This is a genomic window from Streptomyces sp. So13.3, assembly GCF_005860785.2.
GTDB lineage: Bacteria > Actinomycetota > Actinomycetes > Streptomycetales > Streptomycetaceae > Actinacidiphila > Actinacidiphila fildesensis.
Genome location: NZ_CP048835.1, coordinates 3,655,578 through 3,680,689 on the forward strand (window position 1 = coordinate 3,655,578; position 25,112 = coordinate 3,680,689).

Below are 25,112 nucleotides of genomic sequence, written 5' to 3' on the forward strand. Positions count from 1 at the left end.
TGCATCGGCGGCCCGCTCTCTAAGCTGACCGCCGGGGGATCCGGATTTCGGCCAGCGACACGAGGAGAACCGGTCACATGGGCTGGACTGCGAACGACATCCCCGACCAGACCGGACGCACCGCCGTGGTGACCGGGGCCAACAGCGGCATCGGGTACTGCGCCGCGAAGGAACTGGCGCGGCGCGGGGCGCTGGTCGTCCTGGCGTGCCGCAGCGAGGAGCGCGGGCAGGCGGCGGCGGACCGGTTGGTGGCCGAGGTCCCGGAGGCGCGGGCCGTGTTCCAACGGCTGGACCTGGGGGACCTGGGGTCGGTGCGGGCCTTCGCGGAGGAGTTCGCGGGCGACCGGCTGGATCTGCTGGTGAACAACGCGGGGGTGATGGCCCTGCCGTACACGCAGACCGCCGACGGGTTCGAGACGCAGTTCGGCGTCAACCACCTCGGTCACTTCGCCCTGACCGGCCTGCTGCTGCCGAAGCTGCTCGCGACACCCGGGGCCCGGGTCGTCAGCGTCTCCAGCGGGATGCACGCGATCGCCAACGTGGATCTCGGCGACCTGAACAGCGAGCGCCGCTACCGCCGCTGGATCGCGTACGGCCGCTCCAAGAGCGCCAATCTGCTGTTCATCCACGAGTTGGCGCGGCAGTTGGGGACGACGGGCGCGGACATCGTGGCCGCCGCCGCGCACCCCGGCTACGCCGAAACGAATCTCCAGACGGCGGGCGCCAAACTGGAGGGCCGCAGGCGCGCCGAGCGCGTCATCGGGATCGGCAACCGGATCATCGGCCAGTCGGCCGCGGCGGGCGCGCTGCCGACGCTCTACGCGGCCACCGCACCGGACGTGGCCCCCGATTCGTTCACCGGCCCCCGCCTGCAGGGCTGGCGCGGCGCGCCCAGCCGCTCCTGGCGCGCCTCCTGGACGAAGGACGACCGCGCGGGCGAGATGCTGTGGACGGCGTCCGAGCAGCTGACGGGTGTGACGTACAAGTTCTGAGGCCCGGGATCGGACGCGCCGGGGGAACGCGTACCGCTGCGCGCGGGTGCTACCCGCCGTAGAGCTCCTCCAGCACCCGCGCCACCCCGTCCTCATCGTTCGTGGCGGCCCGCAGCGGCGCCGCGGCCAGGACGTCCGGGTGCGCGTTGCTCATCGCGTAGCCGGCTCCTGCCCAGGTCAGGGTGGACAGGTCGTTCGGCATGTCGCCGAAGGAGACCACCTCGGAGGCGCCGATCCCGCGGGCCGCGCACCACAGGGCGAGCGTGCCGGCCTTGGTGACACCGGGCGAGCTGATCTCCAGCATGCCGGAGCCGCCGGAGTGCGTGACCTCGACGCCGGTGAGCGCCGCGTCGTGCGCCGCGGTCATCATCCGGTCCGCGTGGTGCCGCGACGAGTGCACGAGGAGCTTGACGATGTCCTCGTCCGACTCCCACAGCTCGGCGGCGGTCTCCACGATCACCTCCTGGAAGTCCTTCTTCCCGAAGTCCCGCTCGCTGATGAGGCGGTGGCCGGTCTCCAGGGCGAGCGTCGAGCCGGGCAGCACCGCGACGAGCGCCTCCGCCGCCTTGCGCGCGACGGGGTTCGGCATCAGCCGTGCGTCGAGGAACTGCCGGCCGGGGACGTCGTAGACGATCGCGCCGTTGCAGCAGATCGCGGTCCCCTCGTGCCCGGCGCCCTCGGCGATGCCGTCCACGTAACGCGGCGGCCGCGCCGTCACGAAGACGACCTCGGCGCCCGCGGCCGCCACCGACCGCAGCGCCCGCCGGGTCCGCTCCGAGACCGTTCCGTCGCTGCGCAGCAGCGTGCCGTCGAGGTCGGTGGCCACCAGCCGGGGAGGGGTTCGGGAGGGAGAAGCAGTCATGTTCGGATCATGGCAGATACGCCGGAAAAGGGTGGAGACGAAAGGTGGAGGCAGGGCGGCGTGGGGTGAAACGACGGGGGGCGACGAGGGAGAACGGGCTCCTGGGACCACGGGAAGGGTGCGCCCCGTACAACTTCCCATGGCCATCAGGTGTCTTGCAGTGAACACATGGCCATTTCGGCTCTGTGGCTCACGGGGCGAAGGGGACACCGATGGGACGGCACACAAGGGCGATTCTGGCCGGATTGGGACTCGCGGGGCTGCTGCTGGCGGCCGGTCCGGCGGCCGAGGCGCAGGCGGATGCCGGCCCGGTGGACGCCGACGTCCAGATGCAGTTCCTCCACCCGCAGGTGGCTCCCGGCCGGCAGTTCCACTTCTATCTCCTCACGCACCTGAAGTCGGGCACACTGAGCACGTTCCGCGGCTTGGTGCACCTGCCGGAGGGCATGACGTACGTTCCCGTGGTGGAACGTACGTGCGAGCCCACGTCGGCGAACAAGCGGGAGATCGCCTGTCGCCCTGATAGCCAGAGTCTGACCGTCCAGGTCGCGGACGATGTACCGGTCGGCACCAGGCTGACGATCACGGCGACGGCCGACATCGGCGACGCGGTCGACACGCATCCGGAGGACAACACCGCTCGACAGGAGGTGCTGGTCAAGCCGGGCGCGGACTGGAGCGTCAAGTGGACCGGCCCCACCACCCCGGTGCAGCCCGGCAGCACACCGGTGACCACACGGCTGGTCGTCACCAATCACGGCCAGGAGGCCGACCTCCCGTTCATCCTCACCAGCGGCCCGGGCGACTACCCGAGGCAGATGGAGTACTACGGGAAGTGGGACAAGACCTGCGGCATCGCCACCGAGGGAAACGGCCTGTTGTGCCGACCCACCACACCGGTGCCGCCCGGCGGAACGATCACCTACACCTTCCGCTTCAAGGTCTACCCCGCGGCACTCGGTAAGGAGCAGCGCCGGGAGGCCCGCGTCAGCTCCGAATTCCCGGCGACGGAGCCGGACATCAACGACAACACGACCACACTGGTGGTCAAGGTCGCCGACAAGGCGGCGCAGCCGACCGGCAAGCCCACGTCCCCGGCCACCGGCGGCGCCAAGCCCACCTCGGCACCCACCACGGCGCCCGGCGACCATCTCGCGGACACCGGAGGGGCCGGCACCGGGTCCGCGCTCACCGCGGCCGGAGCAGCCGCCGCGGTCGGCGGCGGCCTCCTGCTGACCTCTCGCCGTCGGCGCCGCAGCCACTGACCCCAGGGGAAAAAGGTGGGGGCGGCGTCTCCGCACGAGACGCCGCCCCCGGTGAGGGTGGAGATGGTTCTACGGGGTCACCGGCTGTCGTTGCCGGACGGGTCCGCCGCCGCGCGGCCCGCTTCGAGGCGGGCCACCGGGATGCGGAACGGGGAGCAGGAGACGTAGTCGAGTCCGACCTCGTGGAAGAAGTGGACGGACTCGGGGTCGCCGCCGTGCTCGCCGCAGACGCCGAGCTTGAGGCCGGGGCGCGCCGCGCGGCCGGCTTCGCAGGCGGAGCGGATGAGGGCGCCGACACCGTCCCGGTCGATGGTCTCGAACGGGGAGACGCCGAAGATGCCCTTCTCCAGGTACGCGGTGAAGAACGAGGCCTCCACGTCGTCGCGGGAGAAGCCCCACACCGTCTGGGTCAGGTCGTTCGTGCCGAAGGAGAAGAACTCCGCGGCCTCGGCGATCTGGCCCGCGGTCAGCGCGGCACGCGGCAGTTCGATCATCGTGCCGAGCGTCAGCTTGAGGTTTATGCCGGTGGCGGCCTCCACCTCGGCGATGACCTTCTCGGCCTCCTCGCGGACGATCTCCAGCTCCTGGACGGTGCCCACGAGCGGAATCATGATCTCCGGACGCGGATCGCCCTTCATGTTCTTGCGGTGCGCGGCCGCTTCGGCGATCGCCCGTACCTGCATCGAGAACAGACCGGGGATGACGAGGCCGAGCCGGACACCCCGCAGGCCGAGCATCGGGTTCTGCTCGTGGAGCTTGTGGACGGCCTGCAGCAGGCGCAGATCGTTCTCGTTGGCGTCCTTGCGGGACTCCGCGAGCGCCACCCGCACCGACAGCTCGGTGATGTCGGGCAGGAACTCGTGCAGCGGCGGGTCGAGGAGGCGCACCGTCACCGGCAGGCCGTCCATCGCCTCGAAGAGCTCGATGAAGTCGGCCTTCTGCAGCGGCAGCAAGGCACCCAGTGCCTCGTCGCGCTCGCTGTCGGTGTCGGCGAGGATCAGCCGCTCGACCAGCTCGCGCCGCTCGCCGAGGAACATGTGCTCGGTACGGCACAGGCCGATGCCCTGGGCGCCGAAGCGCCGCGCGCGGTTGGCGTCCTCGGCGTTGTCGGCGTTGGCCCGTACCCGCAGCCGGCGGACCCGGTCGGCGTAGGCCATGATCCGGTGCACGGCCTGGACGAGTTCGTCGGCGTCGTCGGCGCCCGCGTGCATCCGGCCCTCGAAGTACTCGACGACCGGGGACGGGACGACCGGCACCTCACCGAGGTAGACCTTGCCGGAGGAGCCGTCGATGGAGACGACGTCGCCCTCCTCGATGACGATCCCGCCCGGCGCGGTCATCCGGCGCCGCTTGGTGTCGACCTCCAGCTCCTCGGCGCCGCACACACAGGTCTTGCCCATGCCGCGGGCGACGACGGCGGCGTGCGAGGTCTTGCCGCCGCGTGAGGTCAGGATCCCCTCGGCGGCGATCATGCCGTTGAGGTCGTCCGGGTTGGTCTCGCGGCGGATCAGGATGACCTTCTCGCCGGACCGCGACCACTTGACGGCGGTGTACGAGTCGAAGACGGCCTTGCCGACGGCCGCGCCGGGCGAGGCGGCGATGCCCCAGCCGAGCCGCGTGACCTTCGAGTCCTCCTCGAAGCGCGGGAACATCAGCTGCGCGAGCTGCGCTCCGTTGACCCGCTGCAGCGCCTCGGCCTCGTCGATCAGGCCCTGGTCGACGAGCTGGGTGGCGATCCGGAAGGCGGCCGCCGCCGTGCGCTTGCCGACGCGGGTCTGCAGCATCCACAGATGGCCGCGCTCGATGGTGAACTCGATGTCGCACAGGTCCTTGTAGTGCGTTTCGAGCGTCGTCATGATCTGCATGAGCTGGTCGTACGACGCCTTGTCGAGGCCTTCGAGATCGGCGAGCGGCACGGTGTTGCGGATACCCGCGACGACGTCCTCGCCCTGCGCGTTCTGCAGGTAGTCACCGTAGACGCCCTGGTGGCCGGTGGCCGGGTCACGGGTGAAGGCGACGCCGGTGCCCGAGTCGGGGCCGAGGTTGCCGAAGACCATGGAGCAGATGTTGACGGCCGTGCCGAGGTCGCCGGGGATGCGCTCCTGGCGGCGGTAGAGCTTGGCGCGGTCGGTGTTCCACGAGTCGAAGACCGCGCGCACGGCGAGGTCCATCTGCTCACGCGGCTCCTGCGGGAACTCGCGGCCCGTCTCCTTGAGCACGATGCCCTTGAACTCCTCCACGAGCTGCTGGAGGTCGGCCGCGTCGAGCCCGAGGTCGCTCTCGGCGCCCTTGGCGCGCTTGATCTCCTCGAGGGCCTCCTCGAAGAGCTCGCCGTCCACGCCCATGACGGTCTTGCCGAACATCTGCAGCAGCCGGCGGTAGGAGTCCCACGCGAAGCGCTCGTCCCCGGCCTGGGCGGCGAGCCCGGCCACCGAGGCGTCGGACATGCCGATGTTCAGGACGGTGTCCATCATGCCGGGCATGGAGAACTTGGCCCCGGACCGCACGGACACCAGCAGCGGGTTGTCCGGCTGCCCGAGCTTCTTGCCCATCTTCTGCTCGAGGGCGTCGAGGTGCGCACTCACCTCGTCGCGGAGCTCCGCCGGTTCGTGGCCGGAGTCCAGGTAGACCTTGCACGCCTCGGTCGTGATGACGAAGCCCGGAGGGACGGGCAGACCGAGGTTGGTCATCTCGGCGAGGTTCGCACCTTTTCCGCCGAGCAGGTCCTTGAGTTCCTTGTTGCCCTCAGTGAAGTCGTAGACGAACTTCTGCGATACCTGTTCCGACACGGGACTCGACTCCTCGTGAGGTCCCCCCGGACAGGGTCTGGGGGAGGGATGCCCTGACGGCGGGGAGCGTACCCATTCCCAAGGCTTTGCAGCACGTCCATCACCACATCAGACGGCCGTAACCACCCGTCTGCCACTAGATCGAAAGTAACGCGCCCCGGTGATCCACACCGGATTCCGTTCACTTGTCGAATCGACGACCGCGCAGCGTGGTGCGATCACCCATCAGAGATCACCCTGCGTGAGAAATCGTTGATCAAGTGGAGAAGCCGGGATGGCACTGAGTGCCATCCTTTGGAGAGATGCAGTCAGGCATCCGCGCTCATTTGAGCGCAACCCCCATCAAACGTGGCGTGAATCACGCGGTCCCGGAGGCCCCGCTGGACGCCCCATCTCACCTTTCGGACGTCCGAGGACGGCGAGGACGTCCGGCGAGGACGTCAGCCGCCCGACGTGTCCAGTTCGGCTTCCGGGCTGACGGCGGCGCAGTCGTACGGGTCGTTCAGCCAGCCGTCCGGGAGGACGACGCGGTTGTTGCCCGCGGTGCGGCCGCGCGGGCCCTCGGCGCTCTCGGGCCAGGGCTGGTCGAGGTCCACGGCGGCCAGGTGCTCGTCCAGCTCGGCGAGGGAGGAAGAGACGGCGAGGCTGCGGCGCAGCTGGGAGCCGACCGAGAAGCCCTTGGTGTACCAGGCGACGTGCTTGCGGAAGTCGATCACTCCGCGCTCCTCGTCGCCGATCCACTCGCCGAGCAGCTCGGCGTGCCGCCGCATGACGACGGCGACCTCCTTGAAGGTCGGCCGGGCCTGGGCGTCCCCGCCCTCCATGGCGCTGACCAGGTCGCCGAAGATCCAGGGGCGGCCGAGGCAGCCGCGGCCGACCACGACGCCGTCGGCGCCGGTCTCGCGCATCATGCGCAGCGCGTCGTCGGCGCGCCAGATGTCGCCGTTGCCGAGCACCGGGATCTCCGGGACGTGCTCCTTGAGGCGGGCGATGGCGTCCCAGTCGGCGGTGCCGCCGTAGTGCTGTGCGGCGGTGCGGCCGTGCAGGGCGACCGCGGTGACGCCCTCCTCGACCGCGATCCGGCCCGCGTCGAGGTACGTCAGGTGGTCGTCGTCGATGCCCTTGCGCATCTTGATGGTGACCGGCAGGTCGCCCGCGTTGCCGACCGCCTCGCGCAGGATGGAGCGCAGCAGGTTCCGCTTGTACGGGAGGGCCGAGCCGCCGCCCTTGCGGGTCACCTTGGGGACCGGGCAGCCGAAGTTGAGGTCGATGTGGTCGGCCAGGCCCTCGTCCGCGATCATGCGGACGGCCTTGCCGACGGTCACCGGGTCGACGCCGTAGAGCTGGATGGAGCGCGGCTTCTCGGTCGCGTCGAAGCGGATCAGCCGCAGCGTCTTGGAGTCCCGCTCGACGAGGGCGCGGGTGGTGATCATCTCGCTGACGAACAACCCCTTGCCGCCGGAGAACTCACGGCACAGCGTGCGGAAGGGCGCGTTGGTGATGCCGGCCATGGGGGCGAGCACCACGGGCGGCCACACCGTGTGCGGGCCGATCTGAAGTGGCATGGTGGCGTCAGCGGTCATGGCCCCATTGTCGCGTACGCCGGACGGGGATTTCGATGTACCGTTCACGTATATGTGTGCCCTTGGCCACGAGGGCGGAGAACGGCCGATCCCAGGAGGCCCAAGTGCCGGAACTGAGCCCCCGGCGCCGCATGCTCGTGCTGGCGATCTGCTGCATGAGCCTGCTCATGGTCAGCCTCGACAACACCATCCTCAATGTGGCGCTGCCCTCCCTGCAGAAGGAACTGCACGCCTCGGTCTCCGGTCTGCAGTGGACGATCGACGCGTACACGCTGGTGCTGGCCTCGCTGCTGATGCTGGCCGGCTCGACGGCCGACCGGATCGGCCGCCGCCGGGTCTTCCAGACCGGTCTGGTGCTCTTCACCGCGGGCTCGGTGCTCTGCAGCCTGGCGCCCAGCCTCAACTGGCTGGTCGTCTTCCGGATGGTGCAGGCGGTCGGCGGCTCGATGCTCAACCCCGTCGCGATGTCGATCATCACCAACACCTTCACCGACCCCCGGGAGCGCGCCCGCGCGATCGGGGTGTGGGGCGGCGTCGTCGGCGTCAGCATGGCGGCGGGCCCGGTGCTCGGCGGACTGCTCGTGCAGACCGTCGGCTGGCGTTCCATCTTCTGGATCAACCTCCCGGTCGGACTGCTCGCGCTGGCCCTGACCGCCCGCTACGTGCCCGAGTCGCGCGCCCCCAAGCCGCGCCGGGTGGACCCGGTCGGCCAGCTGTTCGTCATCGCCCTGCTCGGCTCCCTGACGTACGCGATCATCGAGGCGCCGGACGCGGGCTGGACGTCGGCGCTGATCCTCGGCTGCCTGGCGGTCGCCATCGGCTCGCTCGCCGGGCTGCTCAGCTACGAGCGGCGCCGCGTGGACCCGCTGATCGAGCTCGGCTTCTTCCGTAGCGCGCCCTTCAGCGGCGCGACGGTCATAGCGGTGAGCGCGTTCGCGGCGCTCGGCGGCTTCCTCTTCCTCAACACCCTGTACCTGCAGAACACCCGCGGTCTCTCCGCCCTCGACGCCGGGCTCTACATGCTGCCGATGGCCGTCATGTGCCTGGTCTTCGCCCCGCTGTCCGGGCGGCTGGTCGGCAACCGGGGGCCACGGCTGTCGCTGGTGCTCGCGGGTACGGCGATGACGATCAGCGGTGTGATGTTCGCGGCCCTGGACGCCGAGTCCTCCAACACACTGCTGTTCACCTCGTACGTCCTCTTCGGCATCGGGTTCGGTCTGGTCAACGCGCCGATCACCAACACCGCCGTGTCCGGGATGCCGCGCTCGCAGGCCGGGGTGGCCGCCGCCGTCGCCTCCACCAGCCGCCAGGTCGGGCAGTCGCTCGGGGTCGCCGTGATCGGCGCCGCCATCGCCGCCGGGCTGCACACCACCGCCTGGTGGATCATCGCGGGCTGCGGCGCCGTCGTCCTGCTCCTCGGCACGCTGACCACCGGCCGCTGGGCCGCCGGGACCGCGGAACGGGCCGCGGCGCGGTTCCGGGAACCGGCGCCCCTGACCGTCGGGACCGAAGCGGTCACGAACTCCTGACTACGACCGGCCCGCCGACGCGAGAACGGGCCGCGCGTCACTCGCGGCAGGGCCGCACAGCTCGTACAGCCGCTGCAGCCGGGTACGCGTCACCTCGTCCGCCGGGGTGTACGTCACGAGCCGCGGCCCGGAGCGCGGGCCGAGCCACAGATGGGTGAAGTCGAAGGTGAGCAGCCCGACCTGCGGGTTCAGATAGCGCTTGGAGCGGTTGTCCGGCTGGAGCACCTCATGGCGGTCCCACGCCTCGCAGAACTCCGGTGACGCCTGCTGGAGGCGCTTGAGGAGCGACTTCCAGGCCGGCTCCGCCAGGTGCTCGGCCATCGCCGACCGGAATTTGGCGGCCATCAGCCGGATCACCTCTTCCCGGTCGATCAGCGCCTCGCGCCAGGCCGGGTCGGTGAAGGCGAGCCACATGATGTTGCGGTCCTCGAAGGGCCGCGCGTCCAGATCGTCGACCAGCCGCCCGTAGGTGCGGTTGTACGCGATCACGTCGTGCCGGCTGTTGGCGACGAAGGCGGGCAGCGGTTCCAGCTGCTCCAGCATCAGACGGATCTGGTCCGACATGCCGGGGCAGTCCGCGAAGGGGCTGGGGTCGGCGACCCCGGCGAGGGTGAACAGGTGCACGCGCTCGTTCGGATCGAGCATCAGGGCGCGGGCGATCGCGTCCGCGACCTGCGCGGACACCTGGATGTCCCGGGCCTGCTCCAGCCACGTGTACCAGGTGACGCCGACCGCGGCGAGCCCCGCGACCTCCTCGCGGCGCAGCCCGGGCGTGCGGCGCCGCCGCCCCGCCGGCAGTCCGACCTGCTCGGGAGCGATGCGCTCGCGGCGGCTGCGCAGGAACGAGGCGAGCTCGCGCCGCTTGATGTCGGCGTCCGACTCGTGCTGCGCGGGGGGCGTCGTCGTAGGCATGCTTCCAGCATGCCGGATCGCGGAGCCAGTTGCGTGGTGGTTCTTATACCTGGATAAACGCTCTCTGGTACCACCCTGAAAACCGGCGCATGGTTGCTCACGTGACCCCAATGGAACGTACTCCCGTCCTCCCCTCCCGCGCCCTGGTCCTGCCCCGGGTGACGCGCATCGGCACTCCCCCGGCCACCACGGGCCCCGCCGCTCCGGCCGGTCCTGTACTGACCGCACTCGGCCTGTTCACCGTGCTGCTCGGCGCGGCCCTGCCACTGATCGACTTCTTCATCGTCAACGTCGCGCTGCCGACCATCGACCGCGACCTCGCCGCCGGACCGGCCCTGCTGGAGCTGGTGGTGGCCGGCTACGGCACCGCGTACGCCGTGCTCCTGGTGCTCGGCGGGCGGCTCGGCGACATGTTCGGCCGCCGCCGGCTCTTCCTCGCCGGGATGGCCGCCTTCGGCCTGACCTCGCTGGCCTGCGGCCTCGCGCCGGACGCCTGGACGCTGGTCGGCGCCCGGGTGGCGCAGGGCGCCGCGGCCGCGCTGATGCTCCCCCAGGTGCTCGCCACCATCCAGTCCTCCACCGCAGGACCGCGGCGCGCCCGCGCGCTCAGCCTGTACGGCGCCACGGCCGGCCTGTCGATGGTCGCCGGGCAGATCCTCGGCGGCGTCCTGGTGGCCGCCGACATCGCGGGCACCGGATGGCGCGCGGTGTTCCTGGTGAACGTGCCGGTCGCCCTGATCGGCCTGGTCCTGGCGGCCCGCACCATCCCCGAGACCCGCTCCGAGCGCCCCACCCCGATCGACGTCCCGGGCACCGTCCTGCTGGCCGTCTCCCTGGTGACGCTGCTGGCGCCGCTGACCGAGGGCCGCGCCTCCGGCTGGCCGCTGTGGACCTGGATCTCGCTCGCCGCCTTCCCGTTCGCGGCCTACGCCTTCTACGCGGTCGAGCGCCGCGCGGACCGGCAGGGCCGCACCCCGCTGGTGCCGCCGAGCCTCTTCCAACTGCCCGGCATCCGGCGCGGACTGCCGCTCGTCGTCCCGTTCTCCATCGGCTTCGGCGGCTTCATGCTGGTGATGGCGGTGGCCCTGCAGCAGGGCCTGGCCTTCGGCCCGGTCGCGGCCGGCATGGCGATGGCGCCGCTCGCCGTCACGTTCTTCGCCGCCTCCCTGATGGGCCCGCGCCTGGTCGCGCGGTACGGCAGCCGGGTGGTCACGGTCGGCGGCCTGATCCAGGCACTCGGCCTCCTCCTCCTGGTCGCCGCGGCCCTGCACGACTGGCGGCACCTGAACGGCCTCTCCCTCGCCCCGGGCATGGCGGTGGCCGGCTTCGGCCAGGGCCTGCAGCTCCCGGTGCTCTTCCGCATCGTCCTCGCGGAGGTGCCCGCCGAGCGCGCGGGCGTCGGCAGCGGCGTCATGGTCACCACCCAGCAGTCCGCCCTCGCCCTCGGCGTGGCGACGCTCGGCACCCTCTTCCTCGCCCTGATCCCGTCGGCCGGCATGCGGAACGCCCTGGTCATCACCCTGCTCGTGCAGCTCGGCGCGATCGCCCTGACGATCCTGCTCAGCCTGCGACTCCCGCGCCATGTCTCCTAAACTGAATGACAAATATTGAAATCTGTCACTCCATATGCCATGCTTCAGTCACCCCCTCGTCCAAGGAGCACCCCGTGCTGAAGCGCACCCTCGGAACCACCGGCCCCTCCGTCTCCGCCCTCGGCCTCGGCGCCATGGGCATGTCGGCCCTCTACGGCGTCAGTGACGACGCCGAGTCGACCGCCACCATCCACGCCGCACTCGACGCCGGCGTCACCCTCATCGACACCGGTGACTTCTACGGCATGGGCCACAACGAACTCCTCATCCGTGACGCCCTGCGCAGCAGCTCCCAGGGCCGCGACCAGGCCGTCATCAGCGTCAAGTTCGGCGCGCTGCGCGACATCGACGGCGGCTGGTCCGGCTACGACGGCCGGCCCGCCGCCGTGAAGAACTTCCTCGCCTACTCGCTCAACCGCCTCGGCACCGACCACATCGACATCTACCGGATCGCCCGCGTCGACCCCGACGTACCGATCGAGGAGACCGTCGGCGCCATCGCCGACCAGGTCCAGGCAGGCCACGTCCGCCACATCGGCCTCTCCGAGGTCGGCGCGGACGCCCTGCGCCGGGCCGCGGCCACCGCTCCGATCTCGGACCTGCAGATCGAGTACTCGCTCTTCTCCCGCGGCATCGAGGCCGACATCCTGCCGACCGCCCGCGAACTGGGCATCGGCGTCACGGCCTACGGCGTCCTCTCCCGAGGACTGCTCAGCGGCCACTGGACCCGCGAGCGCTCCGCCCGGAGCAGCGCCACCGGCGACTTCCGCGGCATGAGCCCGCGCTTCTCCGGCGACAACCTGGACCGCAACCTCGACCTCGTCGAGGCGCTCCGCAAGATCGCCGGGGCCAAGGGCGTCACCGTCGCGCAGGCCGCGATCGGCTGGGTGCTGGCGCAGGGCCCCGACATCGTCCCCCTCGTCGGCGCGCGCCGCCGCGACCGCCTCACCGAGGCGCTCGGCGCCCTCGACGTCACCTTCGACGCGGCCGACCTCGCGGCCATCGAGGCCGCGGTCCCTGCGGGAGCGGCAGCGGGCGCGCGCTACCCGCAGGCACAGATGGCCCACCTCGACAGCGAGAAGTAGCCCTCCCGCCTCCGGCGGTGGTGCGGTGACCTCGGCGCCAGCAGCGCCGTTGCGCCTGCGGCGGGCATCCCCACCCTCCCCCAACCTTCGGCCGGGGGTGCCCCCACCACCGCCGTCACGAATCCACGCCACAGACACCACCCGCACCCCCGCAAGTACGTCGGCCCCTGCCACACCATTGCGCCTGCGGCGGACTTCGGGCGCCGGGCCGGACGGACCTGTTGTGACGTGAGGGGGACGGGGCCGCAGGGGGAGGGGTCCGAAATGCTGCCGTGTATTTGTGAGCCGCCAGGCTCGTAAATATACGATTTCGGACCCCTCCCCCGGAGGGCCCGGTCCCCGCACCCCCCACACTGGGGACGTAGCACCCCGTACCGAAAGGCCCCCCATGCCGCCCCCGCCCCGGACGCTCACCACCGACCGCATCCTCGAAGCCACCGAGGACGTGCTCCGCCGCTACGGCCCCGCCAAGGCCACCGTCGTGGACGTCGCGCGGGCCCTGGGCGTCAGTCACGGGACCGTCTACCGGCACTTCGCCAGCAAGGCCGCCCTCCGCGAGGCCGTCACCCAGCGCTGGCTGGACCAGTCGCACGCCACGCTCGCCGCCATCACCACCGCCCCGCACCCCGCGCCCGAACGGCTGCGCCAGTGGCTGACGGAGCTGTTCGCGGCGAAGCGCCGCAAGGCCGGCGGCGACCCGGAGCTGTTCGCGACGTACCTGGCACTCGCGAGCGAGGCCAGCGCCGTGGTCGCCCAGCACGTCGAGGACCTCGTGGGCCAACTCTCAACCATCGTCAGCGGCGGCCTCGCACGCGGCGAATTCTTCCTCCCCGAGTCCACCGACCCCTCCACCATCGCCCGCGCCATCTGGGACGCCACCGGCCGCTTCCACGACCCGGTGTACGCGGCCGAGTGGTCGCAGCCCGGCATCGATACCGCCTTCGACGCGGTCTGCGACCTCCTGCTGACCGGACTCCGCCCTCAGGACGCTCCCGGAACCTCCGGTACCCCACCCACATAGTCGACATCCACCGACCCCGACCCCGCCGTCGCGTCGATGATCCGCGGCGACGTGCTCTCCTCCAGCCCCGCCGCATACTCCCGCGACCCGCTCCCGCTGCGCCCGACCACCTGGTAGTGGGAACCCGGCGGGACGCCGATCGTCACGGCGCCCGAGCCCACCTTCGCCGTCACCTTGTCCGGGGCCGAGGTGAACGCCAGGTCCAGCGAACCGGAGTTCGCCCCCACGTCCGCCGTCCGGGAGGAGAGCCCGGTGCCCTCGAGCGCGCCCGATCCGGTGCGGGCCCAGATGGTGCCGCCGACGTCGGTCAGGGTCGTGGACCCTGAGGTGCTCGTCAGGTCCAGGCGGCCGGTGGTGCCGCGCACGTCCGTGGATCCCGAGGTGCCCACGACCTGGATCTCGATCTCCGGCGGGACGTCGAACTCCAGCTTCACCGAGCAGTCCAGGCCGGTCAGCGACCACCAGCCGGGGCACTCCGCCTGCACCTTCAGCACGCTGCCGTCCCACACCTTCCTGACCTGCGGCTTCGTCGTCGACCAGATCAGCGTCTGGCGGACCCGCACCTGACCGGCAGGACCGGGCCGCACCGTCACCGACGCGTTGCCCGCGTCCACCTGCAACCGCTGGACCCGCCCTCCCCCGGGCGGGACCTCGAGCGACTCCGTCGGTCCGGGCCGGTGCCCGCCGAAGTACGCCCAGGTCTCCACGGCCATCGGCGACACGATGAACAGCGCGCTGATCACCGCGACCACCAACCAAGCCGCACGATGCTTGCGGGGCTTCCGGGGATTCGAAGGGCTCCCCTCCGGGACCGTCACGCCCCCTCCAGGAACCGCAGCACAGCAAGCACCCGCCGGTGATCCCCGTCCGCCACCGGCAGATCGAGTTTCGCGAAGATGTTGTTGATGTGCTTGGCGACCGCGCTCTCGCTGACCACCAGTTGCTCGGCGATGCCCGCGTTGGAGCGCCCCTCCGCCATCAGCGAGAGCACTTCGCGCTCGCGCGGCGTCAGCCGCTCCAGCGGGTCGGAGTTGCGGCGCAGCAGAAGCTGCGCGACGACCTGCGGGTCGAGCGCGGTGCCGCCGTTCGCGACGCGGCGCAGCGCGTCGATGAACTCCTCGACGTCCGCGACCCGTTGCTTGAGCAGGTAGCCGATACCGCCGCCGTGGGACGACAGCAGGTCGGCCGCGTACCGCTCCTCGACGAACTGGGAGAGCAGCAGGACCGCGGTGTCCGGCCACTGCCGGCGGATCATCAGGGCGGCCCGTACGCCCTCGTCGGTGAAGCCGGGCGGCATCCTGACGTCCACCAGTGCCAGTTGCGGCCGGTGCTCGTCGACGGCCGTCAGCAGGGCCTCGGCGTCGCCCACTTCGGCGGCGACCTCGAAGCCCGCGGTCTCCAGGACCTTGACCAGTCCGATGCGCAACAGGATCGAGTCCTCGGCGATTACAGCCCGCACGGCAACTCCACAGTGATGATGGTCGGGCCCCCGGCGGGGCTGCTGATTCCGATGGATCCGTCGACGGAGCCGACGCGCTGCGCGAGCCCGGCCAGGCCGGTACCGCCCGCCACGTCCGCGCCGCCGATCCCGTCGTCGGTGACGGTCACCCGCAGCACGTCCCCGCGGCACCGCACCTCGACGTCCACCCGCTCCGCGCGGGCGTGCTTGGCGACGTTCGCGAGCGCCTCGGAGACCACGAAGTACGCGACGGCCTCCACGGTGGGCGACGCCCGCCGCTCCATGTCCACCTTCAGATGGACGGGCAGCGGCGCCCGCGCGGCGACACCCGACAGTGCCGCGTCCAGGCCCCGGTCGTCCAGGACGGCCGGATGCAGCCCGCGCACCAGGTTGCTGAGTTCCTCGATGGCTTCCTTCGCCTCGCGGTGCGCCTCGTCGATCACCCGGCGCGCCTCGGGCGGCAGGTCCTTGAGGGTGGCGCGGGCCAGGCCGAGGTTCATCGCGAGGGAGACCAGCCGCTGCTGCGCGCCGTCGTGCAGATCGCGTTCGATCCGGCGGCGTTCGGCGTCCGCGGCGTCCACCACTCCCGCCCGGCTCTCGGCGAGGTCCTCGACGCGGCGCCGCAGTTCCCCGGCCCGGTTGGGCCCCAGCAGCGCGGCGGCGGCCGAGGTGTCGAGCCGGGTGACGGCGGCGGCCAGGAAGGGCGCCACGAGCAGCAGGACGACCCCGGCGGCGGTGACGAGCGTGTACCGCTCGGTCCAGCCGGGCAGCCGGTCCTCGGCCGGCAGCGCCCACACCCAGGAGAAGACCAGCGCGCCGAAGATCCCCGCGACCCAGGAGCAGACGACGAGCACCGCTCCGGCCGCCGCCAGCGGGGCGGCCAGCAGGTGGTAGCCCAACTGCCGCCAGGTCGCCTCCGAGCGCAGCCACCGCCAGGCGCCGCGCGGGGTGTACCAGGGGCTCGCCCGCGGCACCCGGGGGACGGTCAGCCCCAGCAGCGACCAGAACCGGCTGCGCTGCAGCATCGTCAGCGGGCCGCACACCAGGGGCAGCGCGGGCAGCAGGATCACCGACCGCCAGTCCGTCACGAGGTCGAAGATCAGCAGCGCGCTCACCCCGGCCAGCGGCACGCCCGCCGTGACGAACGCCGTGTTCCGCCATGCCCAGGCCGACCACGGGGCGTATGCGGCGGCCTGCTGGAGTGCACGCCGCAGCGGCCCTGTTGATGCCATGCGCTCACCGTAGAGCCCCAGGTGGGGTGGTGTGCATCCCGTAGGGGTCCGTTCTCGGGGTATGGCCAGCACCACCACAGGTCGGTCCCGGGCGTTACTGACCTGCGCGGGTCCGGCGACGAGGCTGGTTCCCGTACCCGACCGCCGGGTCCGGAAGGAGTTCACCACCATGTCCGTCCTGGAGATGCCGGCCACCCGGATCCGTCCGACCGCCACCGTGCACGGCGGCACCGGCGCCGAGATCATCGAGTTGTACGCCGTCCCGGAGCCGGAGCCGCGCCGCCCCAGACCGCTCGGCTACGTCCTGATCGCGCTCGGACTGGCCCTGGTCCCCTGGCTGTTCATCCTCGCGACCTCGCTCCCGGACACCGCGCAGGCGTCCCACTGGTCGACCGCCTGGGTGGGCCTGGACGCCCTGGAGGCCGTCGGCCTCATCGGCACCGGCCTGCTCCTGCGCCGCCGCGACCACCGCCGCGGTCTCGCGGCGGCCGCCACCGCGATGCTGCTGGTCGTCGACGCCTGGTTCGACGTCACGACGGCCGCCCCTGGAGCAGATATCGCATCCGCGCTCCTGATGGCGGCCTGCCTCGAACTGCCGCTGGCCGCGCTGTGCGCGGCACTGGCCGTACGGGCGTCCGCACGCACGAACTCCCCCAGCTGACGCTGGGGCTCAGTTCATGCGTCCGCACACGCAAACGCAAACGCCGGCGGGGCTGGAATTTCCAGCCCCGCCGGCGTTTGCGGCGAACCTTGTGCAACCCGCCCTAGCAGCCGAGCAGTCGGCCACCCAGGTACGACTGGATCTGGTCCAGCGACACGCGCTCCTGCTTCATGGTGTCGCGCTCGCGCACCGTCACCGCGTTGTCGTCGAGGGTGTCGAAGTCGACGGTGACGCAGAACGGCGTACCGATCTCGTCCTGACGACGGTAGCGGCGGCCGATGGCACCCGCGTCGTCGAACTCGATGTTCCAGTTCTTCCGCAGGTCGGTCGCCAGGCCCTTGGCCTTCGGCGAGAGCTGCGGGTTGCGGGACAGCGGCAGGACGGCGACCTTGACCGGCGCCAGGCGCGGGTCGAGGCGCATGACCGTGCGCTTCTCCATGACGCCCTTGGCGTTGGGCGCCTCGTCCTCGTTGTACGCGTCGAGCATGAAGGCGAGCATGGCGCGGTTCACGCCCGCCGCCGGCTCGATGACGTACGGGAACCAGCGCTCGCCGGCCTCCTGGTCGAAGTACGAGAGGTCCTGGCCGGAGGCCTCGGAGTGCGCCTTGAGGTCGAAGTCGGTGCGGTTGGCCACACCCTCCAGCTCGGAGAACTCGTTGCCGCCGAAGTTGAAGCGGTACTCGATGTCAGTGGTGCGCTTCGAGTAGTGGGACAGCTTCTCCTTGGCGTGCTCGAACCAGCGCATGTTGTCCGGGTTGAGGCCCAGGCCGGTGTACCAGTTCCAGCGCTGCTCCATCCAGTACTCGTGCCACTGCTCGTCCTCGCCCGGCTTGACGAAGAACTCCATCTCCATCTGCTCGAACTCACGGGTCCTGAAGATGAAGTTGCCGGGCGTGATCTCGTTGCGGAAGCTCTTGCCGGTCTGGGCGATACCGAACGGCGGCTTCTTGCGCGAGGTCGTCTGCACCTGGGCGAAGTTGGTGAAGATGCCCTGGGCGGTCTCCGGCCGCAGGTACGCGACGGAGCCCGCGTCCTGGGTCGGGCCGAGGTGCGTCTGCAGCATGCCGGAGAACTGCTTGGGCTCCGTGAAGGCGCCCTTGTTGCCGCAGTTCGGGCAGTTGATGTCGGCGAGACCGTTGGCCGGCGGACGGCCGTGCTTGGACTCGTACGCCTCCTCCAGGTGGTCCGCGCGGTAGCGCTTGTGACAGGAGGTGCACTCGGTCAGCGGGTCCGAGAACGTCGCGACGTGGCCGGACGCCTCCCAGACCTCGCGCGCCAGGATGACCGACGAGTCGAGTCCGACAACGTCGTCGCGCGAGGTGACCATGGAGCGCCACCACTGGCGCTTGATGTTCTCCTTGAGCTCGACGCCGAGCGGCCCGTAGTCCCAGGCGGCCCGCGAGCCGCCGTAGATCTCACTGCACGGGAATACGAAGCCTCGGCGCTTGCTCAGGCTGACGATGGTGTCGATCTTGTCGGCGGCCACGGTGCTCTCTTCAGTACGACGAAGCGGTCAGTTGCCCCAGGTTACCGGCGGGCCCTGTCCCCATATCAAATCGGTTCCGGCGGAACTCCAGGGATCGAGGGCAATTGACAATCGTTTCCACTTCAGATGAAAATGAGTGTCATGAACAAACGCCACCGTCTGATACCCGCCGCCGTCGCCGGAACCGCCGCCCTGGGCCTGCTCACACTGAGTGCCTGCTCGGCTTCGGACGCCGCGGACGGCGTGGGGAGCAGCGGGAAACTGAAGGTCACGGCGTCCTTCTACCCCATGGAATTCCTGGCGAAGGAGATCGGCGGCGACCACGTCGCCGTGACGGCGCTCACCAAGCCGGGCGTCGAGCCGCACGATCTGGAGCTCACCCCGCGGCAGACCGCCGCCCTCGGCAAGGCCGACGTGATCGTCTATCTCAAGGGCCTGCAGCCCGCCGTCGACGAGGCCGTCAAGCAGTCCGGTGTGAAGAACACCGCCGACGCCGCCTCGCTGACCACGCTCGAGGAGCACGGCACCGAGGTCGACGGCCATGCGCACACCACCGGCGACAACCACTCCGGCGAGGGCGAGGGCGAGGGCGAGGCCGGCGCTGACCCGCACATCTGGCTCGACCCGGTGAAGTACGCCGAGGTCGCCAAGGGCGTCAACGCCACGCTCGCCAAGGCCGACCCGGACAACGCCGCCACGTACCAGAAGAACACGGACGTGCTGGTCAAGAAGTTGGACGCGCTGAACAACCAGTTCAAGGACGGTCTCAAGAACCGCGCCTCCGACACCTTCATCACCACCCACGCGGCCTTCGGCTACCTCGCCGAGCGCTACGGCCTGGTCGAGGAGGCCATCGGCGGCATCGACCCCGAGGCCGAGCCCAGCGGCGCCCGCATCAAGGCTCTGCAGCAGCTCTCCGCGAAGCACCACGTCTCGACGGTCTTCTTCGAGACGCTCGCCAGCAACGCCACCGCCAAGACCCTGGCCGGCGACCTGAAGCTGAAGACCGATGTACTGGACCCCCTCGAGGGCATCACCGACAAGTCCAAGGGCACCGACTACTTCGAGGTCCAGCAGAGCAACCTCAAGGCTCTGCAGACGGCACTCGGCAGCAAGTGAAGGACGCGATGACCGAGCAGATGACGGAGCACCTGGTGAAGGAGGCAGGCATGACGGAGGCGGACAGGGAGCCGGTCCCGGTCATATCCCTGCGCGGGGCGACGGCCTCGCTCGGATCCCGGCCCGTACTGCGCGGGGTGGACCTGGCGGTCGGCCGCGGCGAGGTCGTCGCGCTGCTCGGCGCGAACGGCTCGGGCAAATCGACGGCGGTCCGCGCCGTCGTCGGCCAGGTGCCGCTCAGCGAGGGCCGTCTCGAGCTGTTCGGCACCCCGCTCAAGCGCTTCCGCGACTGGGCCAGGATCGGCTACGTCCCGCAGCGCACCACCGCCGCGAGCGGCGTGCCGGCGACCGTCCGCGAGGTCGTCTCCGCCGGCCGGCTGGCCCGTACCCGGCTGCGGCCGCTCGGCCGGGCCGACCGCGCGGCGGTCGACCGGGCGCTGGAGCTGGTCGGTATGGCCGACCGCGCCAGGGACTCCGTCAACGCGCTGTCCGGCGGGCAGCACCAGCGGGTGCTCATCGCCCGCGCGCTGGCCGTGGAGCCCGAACTGCTGATCATGGACGAGCCGATGGCGGGCGTGGACGTCGCCAGCCAGGAGATCCTGGCCGGCACCCTGCGCGAGCAGGTCGCGGGCGGCGCCACCGTGCTGCTCGTCCTGCACGAGCTCGGGCCGCTGGAGCCGCTGATCGACCGCGCGGTGGTACTGCGGGACGGCTGCGTCGTCCACGACGGACCGCCGCCGCGCGCCGTCGGCCAGCACGCGCTGCCCGGCCACGACCATGTGCACCCGCACGCCGCACACGACGCCGAACCGATCAGGACGGGGCTGCTGAGCTGATGGACATCCTCGACTACGCCTTCATGCAGCGGGCCCTGATCGCGGCCGTCCTGGTCGGCATCACCGCCCCCGCCATCGGCATCTACCTCGTCCAGCGCCGCCAGGCGCTGATGGGCGACGGCATCGGCCATGTCGCGATGACCGGCGTCGGCCTGGGCTTCCTGCTCAACGCCAGCCCGATCTGGATGGCCACCGCCGTGGCCGTCGTCGGCTCCGTCGCCATCGAGCTGATCCGCTGGTACGGCAAGACGCACGGCGACATCGCTCTAGCGATGCTGTTCTACGGCGGCATGGCCGGCGGCGTGATGCTGATGAGCATGTCCGACACGGGCTCCAACGCGAACCTCGTCACGTACCTCTTCGGCTCGCTCAACACCGTCTCACCGCAGGACGTCACGACCATCTGCGTGCTCGCCGCGTTCGTGGTGCTCGTCACAGTCGGGCTGCGCCGGCAGCTCTTCGCGATCTGCCAGGACGAGGAGTTCGCCCGCGTCACGGGGCTGCCGGTCCGGCTGCTGAACCTGCTCGTGGCGGTCACCGCCGCCGTCACCGTCACCGTCGCGATGCGCGTCGTCGGCCTGCTGCTCGTCAGCGCCCTCATGGTCGTCCCGGTCGCCGCGGCCCAGCAGCTCTCCCGCAGCTTCGCGATGACGTTCGCCCTGGCCGTCCTCATCGGTGTGACGGTGTCGCTCTCCGGAGCCGTCACGTCGTTCTACGTGGACGTTCCGTCGGGACCGACGATCGTTCTGCTGGCCATCGCCATCTTCATCGCCCTGGCCCTGCTCGCCGGTCCGCTCGCAAGAAAACGGGCCCGAGGTTCCGCTGCCGCCGCGGAACGGTGCACCCTGGAGGTACCCGCCGCGCGCGTCCCCCAGGACGACGTTCGGGTTTAGGCCCTGTGGCCTGACACAATGACGACCGACCGGACATCTGGACGGTGACGGTGACGACCGAGAAGGAGGCGTCGGTGACGACCACCAAGCCCCCCGTGCAGGGCCGATCGACCCGGCAGCGCGCTGCCGTCGCCGCCGCGCTCGACGAGGTCGAGGAATTCCGCAGCGCCCAGGACCTCCACGACCTTCTCAAGCACCGCGGCGACTCCGTCGGCCTCACCACCGTCTACCGCACGCTGCAGTCCCTCGCCGACGCCGGCGAGGTCGACGTGCTGCGCACGGACGACGGCGAGTCCGTCTACCGCCGCTGCTCCGACGGCCACCACCACCACCTCGTCTGCCGCATGTGCGGCAAGGCCGTCGAGGTCGAGGGCCCGGCCGTCGAGAAGTGGGCCGAGGCCATCGCCACCGACCACGGCTTCGTCAACGTCGCCCACACGGTGGAGATCTTCGGCACCTGCGCCGAGTGCGCCACCGCGGCTCCCCCGAAGGACGCCTGACCGCTGCGCGGTCCCGCACGTCATAGCAAAGCCGATGGTCCGCCGCGGGTAGGCGGCGGACCATCGGCTTTCGTGCTCAGCCGCGCTTATCGGCGTCCGGGACGAGGTCGTTCGGGAGGGCGCCGCCGAAGCGGCGGTCGCGGGAGGCGAATTCGTGGCAGGCGCGCCAGAGGTCGCGGCGGTCGAAGTCGGGCCACAGGACGTCCTGGAAGACCATCTCGGCGTAGGCGGTCTGCCAGAGCAGGAAGTTGGAGGTGCGCTGCTCGCCGGAGGGGCGGATGAAGAGGTCCACGTCCGGCATGTCCGGGTAGTACAGGTACTTCGCGAAGGTCTTCTCGTTGACCTTGGAGGGGTCGAGCTTGCCGGCCTTCACGTCCGCCGCCATGGCGGCGGCCGCGTCCGCGATCTCCGCTCGGCCGCCGTAGTTGACGCAGAAGTACAGCGTCATGGCGTCGTTGTCCTTCGTCTGCTCCTGGGCGACCTGGAGCTCCTGGACGACGGACTTCCACAGCTTGGGCATCCGGCCCACCCAGCGGATGCGGATGCCGAGCTCGTCCATCTCGTCGCGGCGGCGGCGGATGACGTCCCGGTTGAAGTTCATCAGGAAGCGCACCTCGTCGGGCGAGCGCTTCCAGTTCTCGGTCGAGAAGGCGTACAGGGAGAGGTTCTTGACGCCCAGCTCGATGCTGCCCTTGAGGACGTCGAGGACGACGGACTCGCCGACCTTGTGGCCCTCGGTGCGCGGCAGGCCGCGCTCCTTCGCCCAGCGGCCGTTGCCGTCCATGACGATGGCGACGTGCTGCGGCACCAGCTCCCCCGGGATCTTCGGGGGCACCGCACCGGACGGGTGTGGGTCCGGAGTCCGGTACTCCGGTCGGGAACGGCCCAGAATCCCGCGACGTGCCATGCGCGTTGCCTCTCCTACATCTCGGTACTGCGTACTGCTCGGTCCACCGCGCGCTGCCGCGCGCTACTTCTCGACGAACTTCAGCGACCGCAGCCCACGCTCCAGGTGCCACTGCAGATACGCCGCGACCAGCCCGCTGCCCTCCCGGCAGAAGTGCGGCTCGCAGGCGTCCGCCGTCTCCCAGTCCCCGCCCAGCAGCGCGCCGAGCAGTTCCAGGGACTCCCGTGAGGGTACGACGCTTCCCGGCACACGGCACTCGGCGCAGACGACTCCTCCCGCCCCTACCGAAAAGAACCGATTCGGCCCGTCCATACCGCATTTGGCACAGTTGTCGAAGCTCGGCGCATAGCCGTTCACGGCCAGTGAGCGCAGCAGGAACGCGTCGAGGATCAGCCGTGGCTGGTGCTCGCCCGCCGCCAGGGTGCGCAGCGCGCCGACGAGGAGCAGGTACTGCTGGACGGCCGGTTCGCCCTCGTGGTCGGTGAACCGTTCCGCCGTCTCCAGCATCGCCGTGCCGGCGGTGTAGCGGTCGTAGTCGGCCGCGATGGCGCTACCGTACGGAGCGATCGTCTCACCCTGTGTGCACAACGGCAGCCCGCGTCCGACGAGTTCCCCGCCCCGCGCGAACAACTGCACGTCGACATGGCTGAACGGTTCCAGCCGCGCCCCGAACTTCGATTTCGTGCGGCGGACCCCACGGGCCACCGCCCGCACCCGCCCGTGTCTGCGGGTGAGCAGCGTGATGATCCGGTCCGCCTCACCCAGCTTCTGGGTGCGCAGCACGATGCCGTCGTCGCGGAACAGACTCATACGGCCCATTGTCCCGTACGGGAAGGGGCCTCCGGGCACCCTGGCCCGTGCAGCGACCGCTGTGCCCCGGTACGGGCTCCGAGCGGCTCGTACCGGGGCGCAGCAGGACGGTCAGACGAACAGGACAGAGCGCAGCTTCAGCCGCTCGGAGCCGTGGCCGGTGAAGGGCCGCAGCCGGTAGGAGTCACCCTCGCAGCCGGGGTCGGTGAAGACGACGGCGGTGGCGTCGGTGCGGTTCAGCGGAGAGTGCGCGGGCGAGCTCGACGACGGGTCGGCGACCTCGGGGAGGGTGATGCACTCCCGGTTCGGCGGGTTGTCCAGGGTGGCCGACTGTGGGCTGCCGTCCAGGCCGGAGTACGTGTAGACGAAGGTCCCGTCGGCCGCGTCCGCCGGGGCGGACAGGGTCAGGACGAGGGCGAGGGCGCCGAGGGACGCGGCGACCGAATGACGAATGCGCATGGGGACAGGCTCCTGTGAGAAGGCGTACTGGACGCCTGAGCCCTTCCGTCGATGCGCCGGCGTTGCACCTCACCGACCTGCGGAAACGATTCACTGTCACCCGGACGGCCGCGCCCGGGGGCGCGCCGCCCGGCATCCGGAGGCTGTGTCAGGACGGTGCGCCCGCGGCCTCGGCGAGGAGCCGGTCGGTGTCCCCCGCGGGCAGCGACAGACAGCGGCCGACCGCGACCAGCGCCTCCCGCTCGGCGGGAAGGTAGGGACCGTCGGCGAGGGCGATCCGCGCGCCCTGCAGCAGGATCCGTTCTCGCCCCTGGGGCGCGAGGTGCGCGGAGAGCGGCTCCAGGGCCTCGTGGAGCTCGATGGAGAGCCAACTGCCGCAGCCGTCGAGGGCGTCGGCGAAGGAGTCGGGGCCGAGGGCGTCGGCGGCGCCGGGGAACCGGCCCGCGTCGGCGACGATCGCCGCCAGCAGTCCGAGGAGCTGGTCCTCCGTGCAGTCGGCGAAGCCGGCGGCGCGCACCGCGCGCACGGCTTCCTCCCGGGCCGGCCGGCCCGTGGCCCCGCCCGCCGTCAGCACGGCGAGTGCGACGGTGTGGACGGCGTCGCGCAGCATCGCGGAGAACCGGGCCGTCGTGGGGTGGTCGAGCGTCTCGGCACCGAAGTGCCCGTGGCAGCCGCTGCATTCGATGACGACACCGGCCGGTCCCCGCGTCAGCAGGGGAACGTTGAGCACGGTGAGGCGCCGCGTGCCGCTGCGCCGGTGATAAGCACGGTCGCCACCGCAGTCGGGGCAGAAGAACTCGCCGTCGTCCTCGGTGTGCCATGCGGTGCGCACACCCCAGAAGCACAGCCCTCGCAGCTGAACCACGTTGCACCCTCCGGCGTTTCGTCCCGGTACGCACCGATCCGGCACGCACATGTGCGTAACGCCTCGGCAACGGTGCCGTTACTGCTGCCGTGATGTTAGCCACACCAATGACGCGCAGTCAGTACCGCGTAAGGGGGGATTTCCGGATCGGCCGCCTCCGCACGGAGTCGTAGCAGGTCACAGCGGGTCGGCCCGGGAAGAGGATTGACGTGATCTCGCTGTTGGCCGGCACCCCTGCGGCCGGTGGGCACAGGA

At 70.9% G+C, this 25,112-nt stretch carries 23 protein-coding genes; 11 read left to right on the forward strand and 12 right to left on the reverse strand.

The annotated features are described in order from the left end of the window. Positions 1 to 77: 77 nt before the first annotated feature. Positions 78 to 992, forward strand: a complete 915-nt coding sequence (locus tag C8250_RS16565) for an oxidoreductase (protein ID WP_138353219.1) — start codon at positions 78 to 80, stop codon at positions 990 to 992. 49 nt (positions 993 to 1,041) lie between these two features. Here the strand turns inward: C8250_RS16565 and C8250_RS16570 are convergent, their stop codons facing one another. Beyond that, positions 1,042 to 1,854: an HAD family hydrolase gene (locus C8250_RS16570; protein ID WP_187144872.1), complete on the reverse strand. Its 813-nt coding sequence runs from the start codon at positions 1,852 to 1,854 to the stop codon at positions 1,042 to 1,044. Between the two features lie 212 nt (positions 1,855 to 2,066). On the opposite strand from C8250_RS16570, the gene C8250_RS16575 reads away from it, so the two are divergent. Beyond that, positions 2,067 to 3,119 (forward strand): LPXTG cell wall anchor domain-containing protein, encoded by a 1,053-nt coding sequence (locus tag C8250_RS16575; protein WP_138353218.1) that lies wholly within the window; start codon positions 2,067 to 2,069, stop codon positions 3,117 to 3,119. 77 nt (positions 3,120 to 3,196) lie between these two features. Here C8250_RS16575 and ppdK read toward each other — a convergent pair whose 3' ends face one another. Then, complete coding sequence (gene ppdK, locus C8250_RS16580) at positions 3,197 to 5,908, reverse strand: pyruvate, phosphate dikinase (RefSeq protein ID WP_138353217.1); 2,712 nt, start codon at positions 5,906 to 5,908, stop codon at positions 3,197 to 3,199. A gap of 440 nt (positions 5,909 to 6,348) precedes the next feature. Beyond that, complete coding sequence (gene dusB, locus C8250_RS16585; protein WP_138353216.1) at positions 6,349 to 7,491, reverse strand: tRNA dihydrouridine synthase DusB; 1,143 nt, start codon at positions 7,489 to 7,491, stop codon at positions 6,349 to 6,351. A 104-nt stretch (positions 7,492 to 7,595) separates the two neighbouring features. Between dusB and C8250_RS16590 the strand changes: the two genes are divergently transcribed. Then, positions 7,596 to 9,020 carry an MFS transporter gene (locus C8250_RS16590; protein WP_138353215.1) on the forward strand — a complete coding sequence of 475 codons (1,425 nt, stop codon included), beginning with the start codon at positions 7,596 to 7,598 and terminating at the stop codon, positions 9,018 to 9,020. Here the strand turns inward: C8250_RS16590 and C8250_RS16595 are convergent, their stop codons facing one another. Further along, positions 9,021 to 9,932, reverse strand: coding sequence for a helix-turn-helix transcriptional regulator (locus C8250_RS16595; protein WP_138353214.1), 912 nt, complete (start codon positions 9,930 to 9,932; stop codon positions 9,021 to 9,023). It lies immediately after the preceding gene. Between the two features lie 110 nt (positions 9,933 to 10,042). Between C8250_RS16595 and C8250_RS16600 the strand changes: the two genes are divergently transcribed. The 3 genes from C8250_RS16600 to C8250_RS16610 all read left to right on the forward strand — a co-directional run bounded on the left by C8250_RS16600 (position 10,043) and on the right by C8250_RS16610 (position 13,630). Beyond that, a complete protein-coding gene (locus C8250_RS16600; RefSeq protein WP_244809821.1) occupies positions 10,043 to 11,524 on the forward strand; it encodes an MFS transporter in 1,482 nt (493 codons plus the stop codon). Between the two features lie 74 nt (positions 11,525 to 11,598). Beyond that, positions 11,599 to 12,609: an aldo/keto reductase gene (locus C8250_RS16605; RefSeq protein ID WP_138353212.1), complete on the forward strand. Its 1,011-nt coding sequence runs from the start codon at positions 11,599 to 11,601 to the stop codon at positions 12,607 to 12,609. Between the two features lie 388 nt (positions 12,610 to 12,997). Next, on the forward strand, positions 12,998 to 13,630 hold the full coding sequence (locus C8250_RS16610) for a TetR family transcriptional regulator (protein ID WP_138353211.1): 633 nt from the start codon (positions 12,998 to 13,000) through the stop codon (positions 13,628 to 13,630). On the opposite strand, the gene C8250_RS16615 is transcribed toward C8250_RS16610, so the two are convergent. From C8250_RS16615 to C8250_RS16625, 3 genes are all read right to left on the reverse strand, one after another. After that, positions 13,591 to 14,373 (reverse strand): DUF4097 family beta strand repeat-containing protein, encoded by a 783-nt coding sequence (locus tag C8250_RS16615; RefSeq protein ID WP_138353210.1) that lies wholly within the window; start codon positions 14,371 to 14,373, stop codon positions 13,591 to 13,593. The two genes, C8250_RS16610 and C8250_RS16615, sit on opposite strands and share 40 nt — an antisense overlap. A gap of 71 nt (positions 14,374 to 14,444) precedes the next feature. Then, complete coding sequence (locus C8250_RS16620) at positions 14,445 to 15,089, reverse strand: response regulator transcription factor (protein WP_138353209.1); 645 nt, start codon at positions 15,087 to 15,089, stop codon at positions 14,445 to 14,447. Further along, entirely contained in the window at positions 15,077 to 16,321 is a 1,245-nt protein-coding gene (locus C8250_RS16625; RefSeq protein ID WP_138353208.1) for a sensor histidine kinase, read from the reverse strand. The genes C8250_RS16620 and C8250_RS16625 overlap by 13 nt, the downstream gene beginning before the upstream one ends. A gap of 169 nt (positions 16,322 to 16,490) precedes the next feature. Here C8250_RS16625 and C8250_RS43540 point away from each other — a divergent pair, with 169 nt between their 5' ends. Beyond that, positions 16,491 to 16,982 carry a hypothetical protein gene (locus C8250_RS43540; protein WP_138353207.1) on the forward strand — a complete coding sequence of 164 codons (492 nt, stop codon included), beginning with the start codon at positions 16,491 to 16,493 and terminating at the stop codon, positions 16,980 to 16,982. Between the two features lie 103 nt (positions 16,983 to 17,085). On the opposite strand, the gene C8250_RS16635 is transcribed toward C8250_RS43540, so the two are convergent. Then, entirely contained in the window at positions 17,086 to 18,468 is a 1,383-nt protein-coding gene (locus tag C8250_RS16635) for a glycine--tRNA ligase (protein ID WP_138353206.1), read from the reverse strand. 141 nt (positions 18,469 to 18,609) lie between these two features. On the opposite strand from C8250_RS16635, the gene C8250_RS16640 reads away from it, so the two are divergent. From C8250_RS16640 to C8250_RS16655, 4 genes are all read left to right on the forward strand, one after another. Further along, complete coding sequence (locus C8250_RS16640) at positions 18,610 to 19,587, forward strand: metal ABC transporter substrate-binding protein (RefSeq protein WP_138353205.1); 978 nt, start codon at positions 18,610 to 18,612, stop codon at positions 19,585 to 19,587. A gap of 50 nt (positions 19,588 to 19,637) precedes the next feature. After that, a complete protein-coding gene (locus tag C8250_RS16645) occupies positions 19,638 to 20,423 on the forward strand; it encodes a metal ABC transporter ATP-binding protein (protein ID WP_138353258.1) in 786 nt (261 codons plus the stop codon). Next, complete coding sequence (locus C8250_RS16650) at positions 20,423 to 21,316, forward strand: metal ABC transporter permease (RefSeq protein ID WP_138353204.1); 894 nt, start codon at positions 20,423 to 20,425, stop codon at positions 21,314 to 21,316. The genes C8250_RS16645 and C8250_RS16650 overlap by 1 nt, the downstream gene beginning before the upstream one ends. A 74-nt stretch (positions 21,317 to 21,390) precedes the next feature. Continuing rightward, positions 21,391 to 21,816 (forward strand): transcriptional repressor, encoded by a 426-nt coding sequence (locus C8250_RS16655; RefSeq protein ID WP_138353203.1) that lies wholly within the window; start codon positions 21,391 to 21,393, stop codon positions 21,814 to 21,816. Between the two features lie 76 nt (positions 21,817 to 21,892). Here C8250_RS16655 and C8250_RS16660 read toward each other — a convergent pair whose 3' ends face one another. The 4 genes from C8250_RS16660 to C8250_RS16675 all read right to left on the reverse strand — a co-directional run bounded on the left by C8250_RS16660 (position 21,893) and on the right by C8250_RS16675 (position 24,857). Next, the gene (locus tag C8250_RS16660) at positions 21,893 to 22,723 is read right to left on the reverse strand and encodes an isoprenyl transferase (RefSeq protein WP_138353202.1); all 831 of its coding nucleotides are present in this window, start codon (positions 22,721 to 22,723) and stop codon (positions 21,893 to 21,895) included. A 63-nt stretch (positions 22,724 to 22,786) separates the two neighbouring features. Then, complete coding sequence (gene recO / locus C8250_RS16665) at positions 22,787 to 23,533, reverse strand: DNA repair protein RecO (protein WP_138353201.1); 747 nt, start codon at positions 23,531 to 23,533, stop codon at positions 22,787 to 22,789. A gap of 111 nt (positions 23,534 to 23,644) precedes the next feature. Continuing rightward, positions 23,645 to 23,992, reverse strand: coding sequence for a hypothetical protein (locus tag C8250_RS16670; protein WP_138353200.1), 348 nt, complete (start codon positions 23,990 to 23,992; stop codon positions 23,645 to 23,647). A gap of 148 nt (positions 23,993 to 24,140) precedes the next feature. Continuing rightward, entirely contained in the window at positions 24,141 to 24,857 is a 717-nt protein-coding gene (locus C8250_RS16675; RefSeq protein WP_244809165.1) for a TerB family tellurite resistance protein, read from the reverse strand. Positions 24,858 to 25,112: the final 255 nt, after the last annotated feature.

What these genes read in the sequence shown, in the direction of transcription:
- dusB (WP_138353216.1), bottom strand. Translation starts at nt 7,491, where the DNA reads ATGACCGCTGACGCCACCATGCCACTTCAGATCGGCCCGCACACGGTG.
- C8250_RS16625 (WP_138353208.1), bottom strand. Translation starts at nt 16,321, where the DNA reads ATGGCATCAACAGGGCCGCTGCGGCGTGCACTCCAGCAGGCCGCCGCA.
- C8250_RS16570 (WP_187144872.1), bottom strand. Translation starts at nt 1,854, where the DNA reads ATGACTGCTTCTCCCTCCCGAACCCCTCCCCGGCTGGTGGCCACCGAC.
- C8250_RS16575 (WP_138353218.1), top strand. Translation starts at nt 2,067, where the DNA reads ATGGGACGGCACACAAGGGCGATTCTGGCCGGATTGGGACTCGCGGGG.
- C8250_RS16610 (WP_138353211.1), top strand. Translation starts at nt 12,998, where the DNA reads ATGCCGCCCCCGCCCCGGACGCTCACCACCGACCGCATCCTCGAAGCC.
- recO (WP_138353201.1), bottom strand. Translation starts at nt 23,533, where the DNA reads ATGAGTCTGTTCCGCGACGACGGCATCGTGCTGCGCACCCAGAAGCTG.
- C8250_RS16650 (WP_138353204.1), top strand. Translation starts at nt 20,423, where the DNA reads ATGGACATCCTCGACTACGCCTTCATGCAGCGGGCCCTGATCGCGGCC.
- C8250_RS16645 (WP_138353258.1), top strand. Translation starts at nt 19,638, where the DNA reads ATGACGGAGGCGGACAGGGAGCCGGTCCCGGTCATATCCCTGCGCGGG.
- C8250_RS16670 (WP_138353200.1), bottom strand. Translation starts at nt 23,992, where the DNA reads ATGCGCATTCGTCATTCGGTCGCCGCGTCCCTCGGCGCCCTCGCCCTC.
- C8250_RS16595 (WP_138353214.1), bottom strand. Translation starts at nt 9,932, where the DNA reads ATGCCTACGACGACGCCCCCCGCGCAGCACGAGTCGGACGCCGACATC.
- C8250_RS16600 (WP_244809821.1), top strand. Translation starts at nt 10,043, where the DNA reads ATGGAACGTACTCCCGTCCTCCCCTCCCGCGCCCTGGTCCTGCCCCGG.
- C8250_RS43540 (WP_138353207.1), top strand. Translation starts at nt 16,491, where the DNA reads ATGTCCGTCCTGGAGATGCCGGCCACCCGGATCCGTCCGACCGCCACC.
- C8250_RS16640 (WP_138353205.1), top strand. Translation starts at nt 18,610, where the DNA reads ATGAACAAACGCCACCGTCTGATACCCGCCGCCGTCGCCGGAACCGCC.
- C8250_RS16660 (WP_138353202.1), bottom strand. Translation starts at nt 22,723, where the DNA reads ATGGCACGTCGCGGGATTCTGGGCCGTTCCCGACCGGAGTACCGGACT.
- C8250_RS16565 (WP_138353219.1), top strand. Translation starts at nt 78, where the DNA reads ATGGGCTGGACTGCGAACGACATCCCCGACCAGACCGGACGCACCGCC.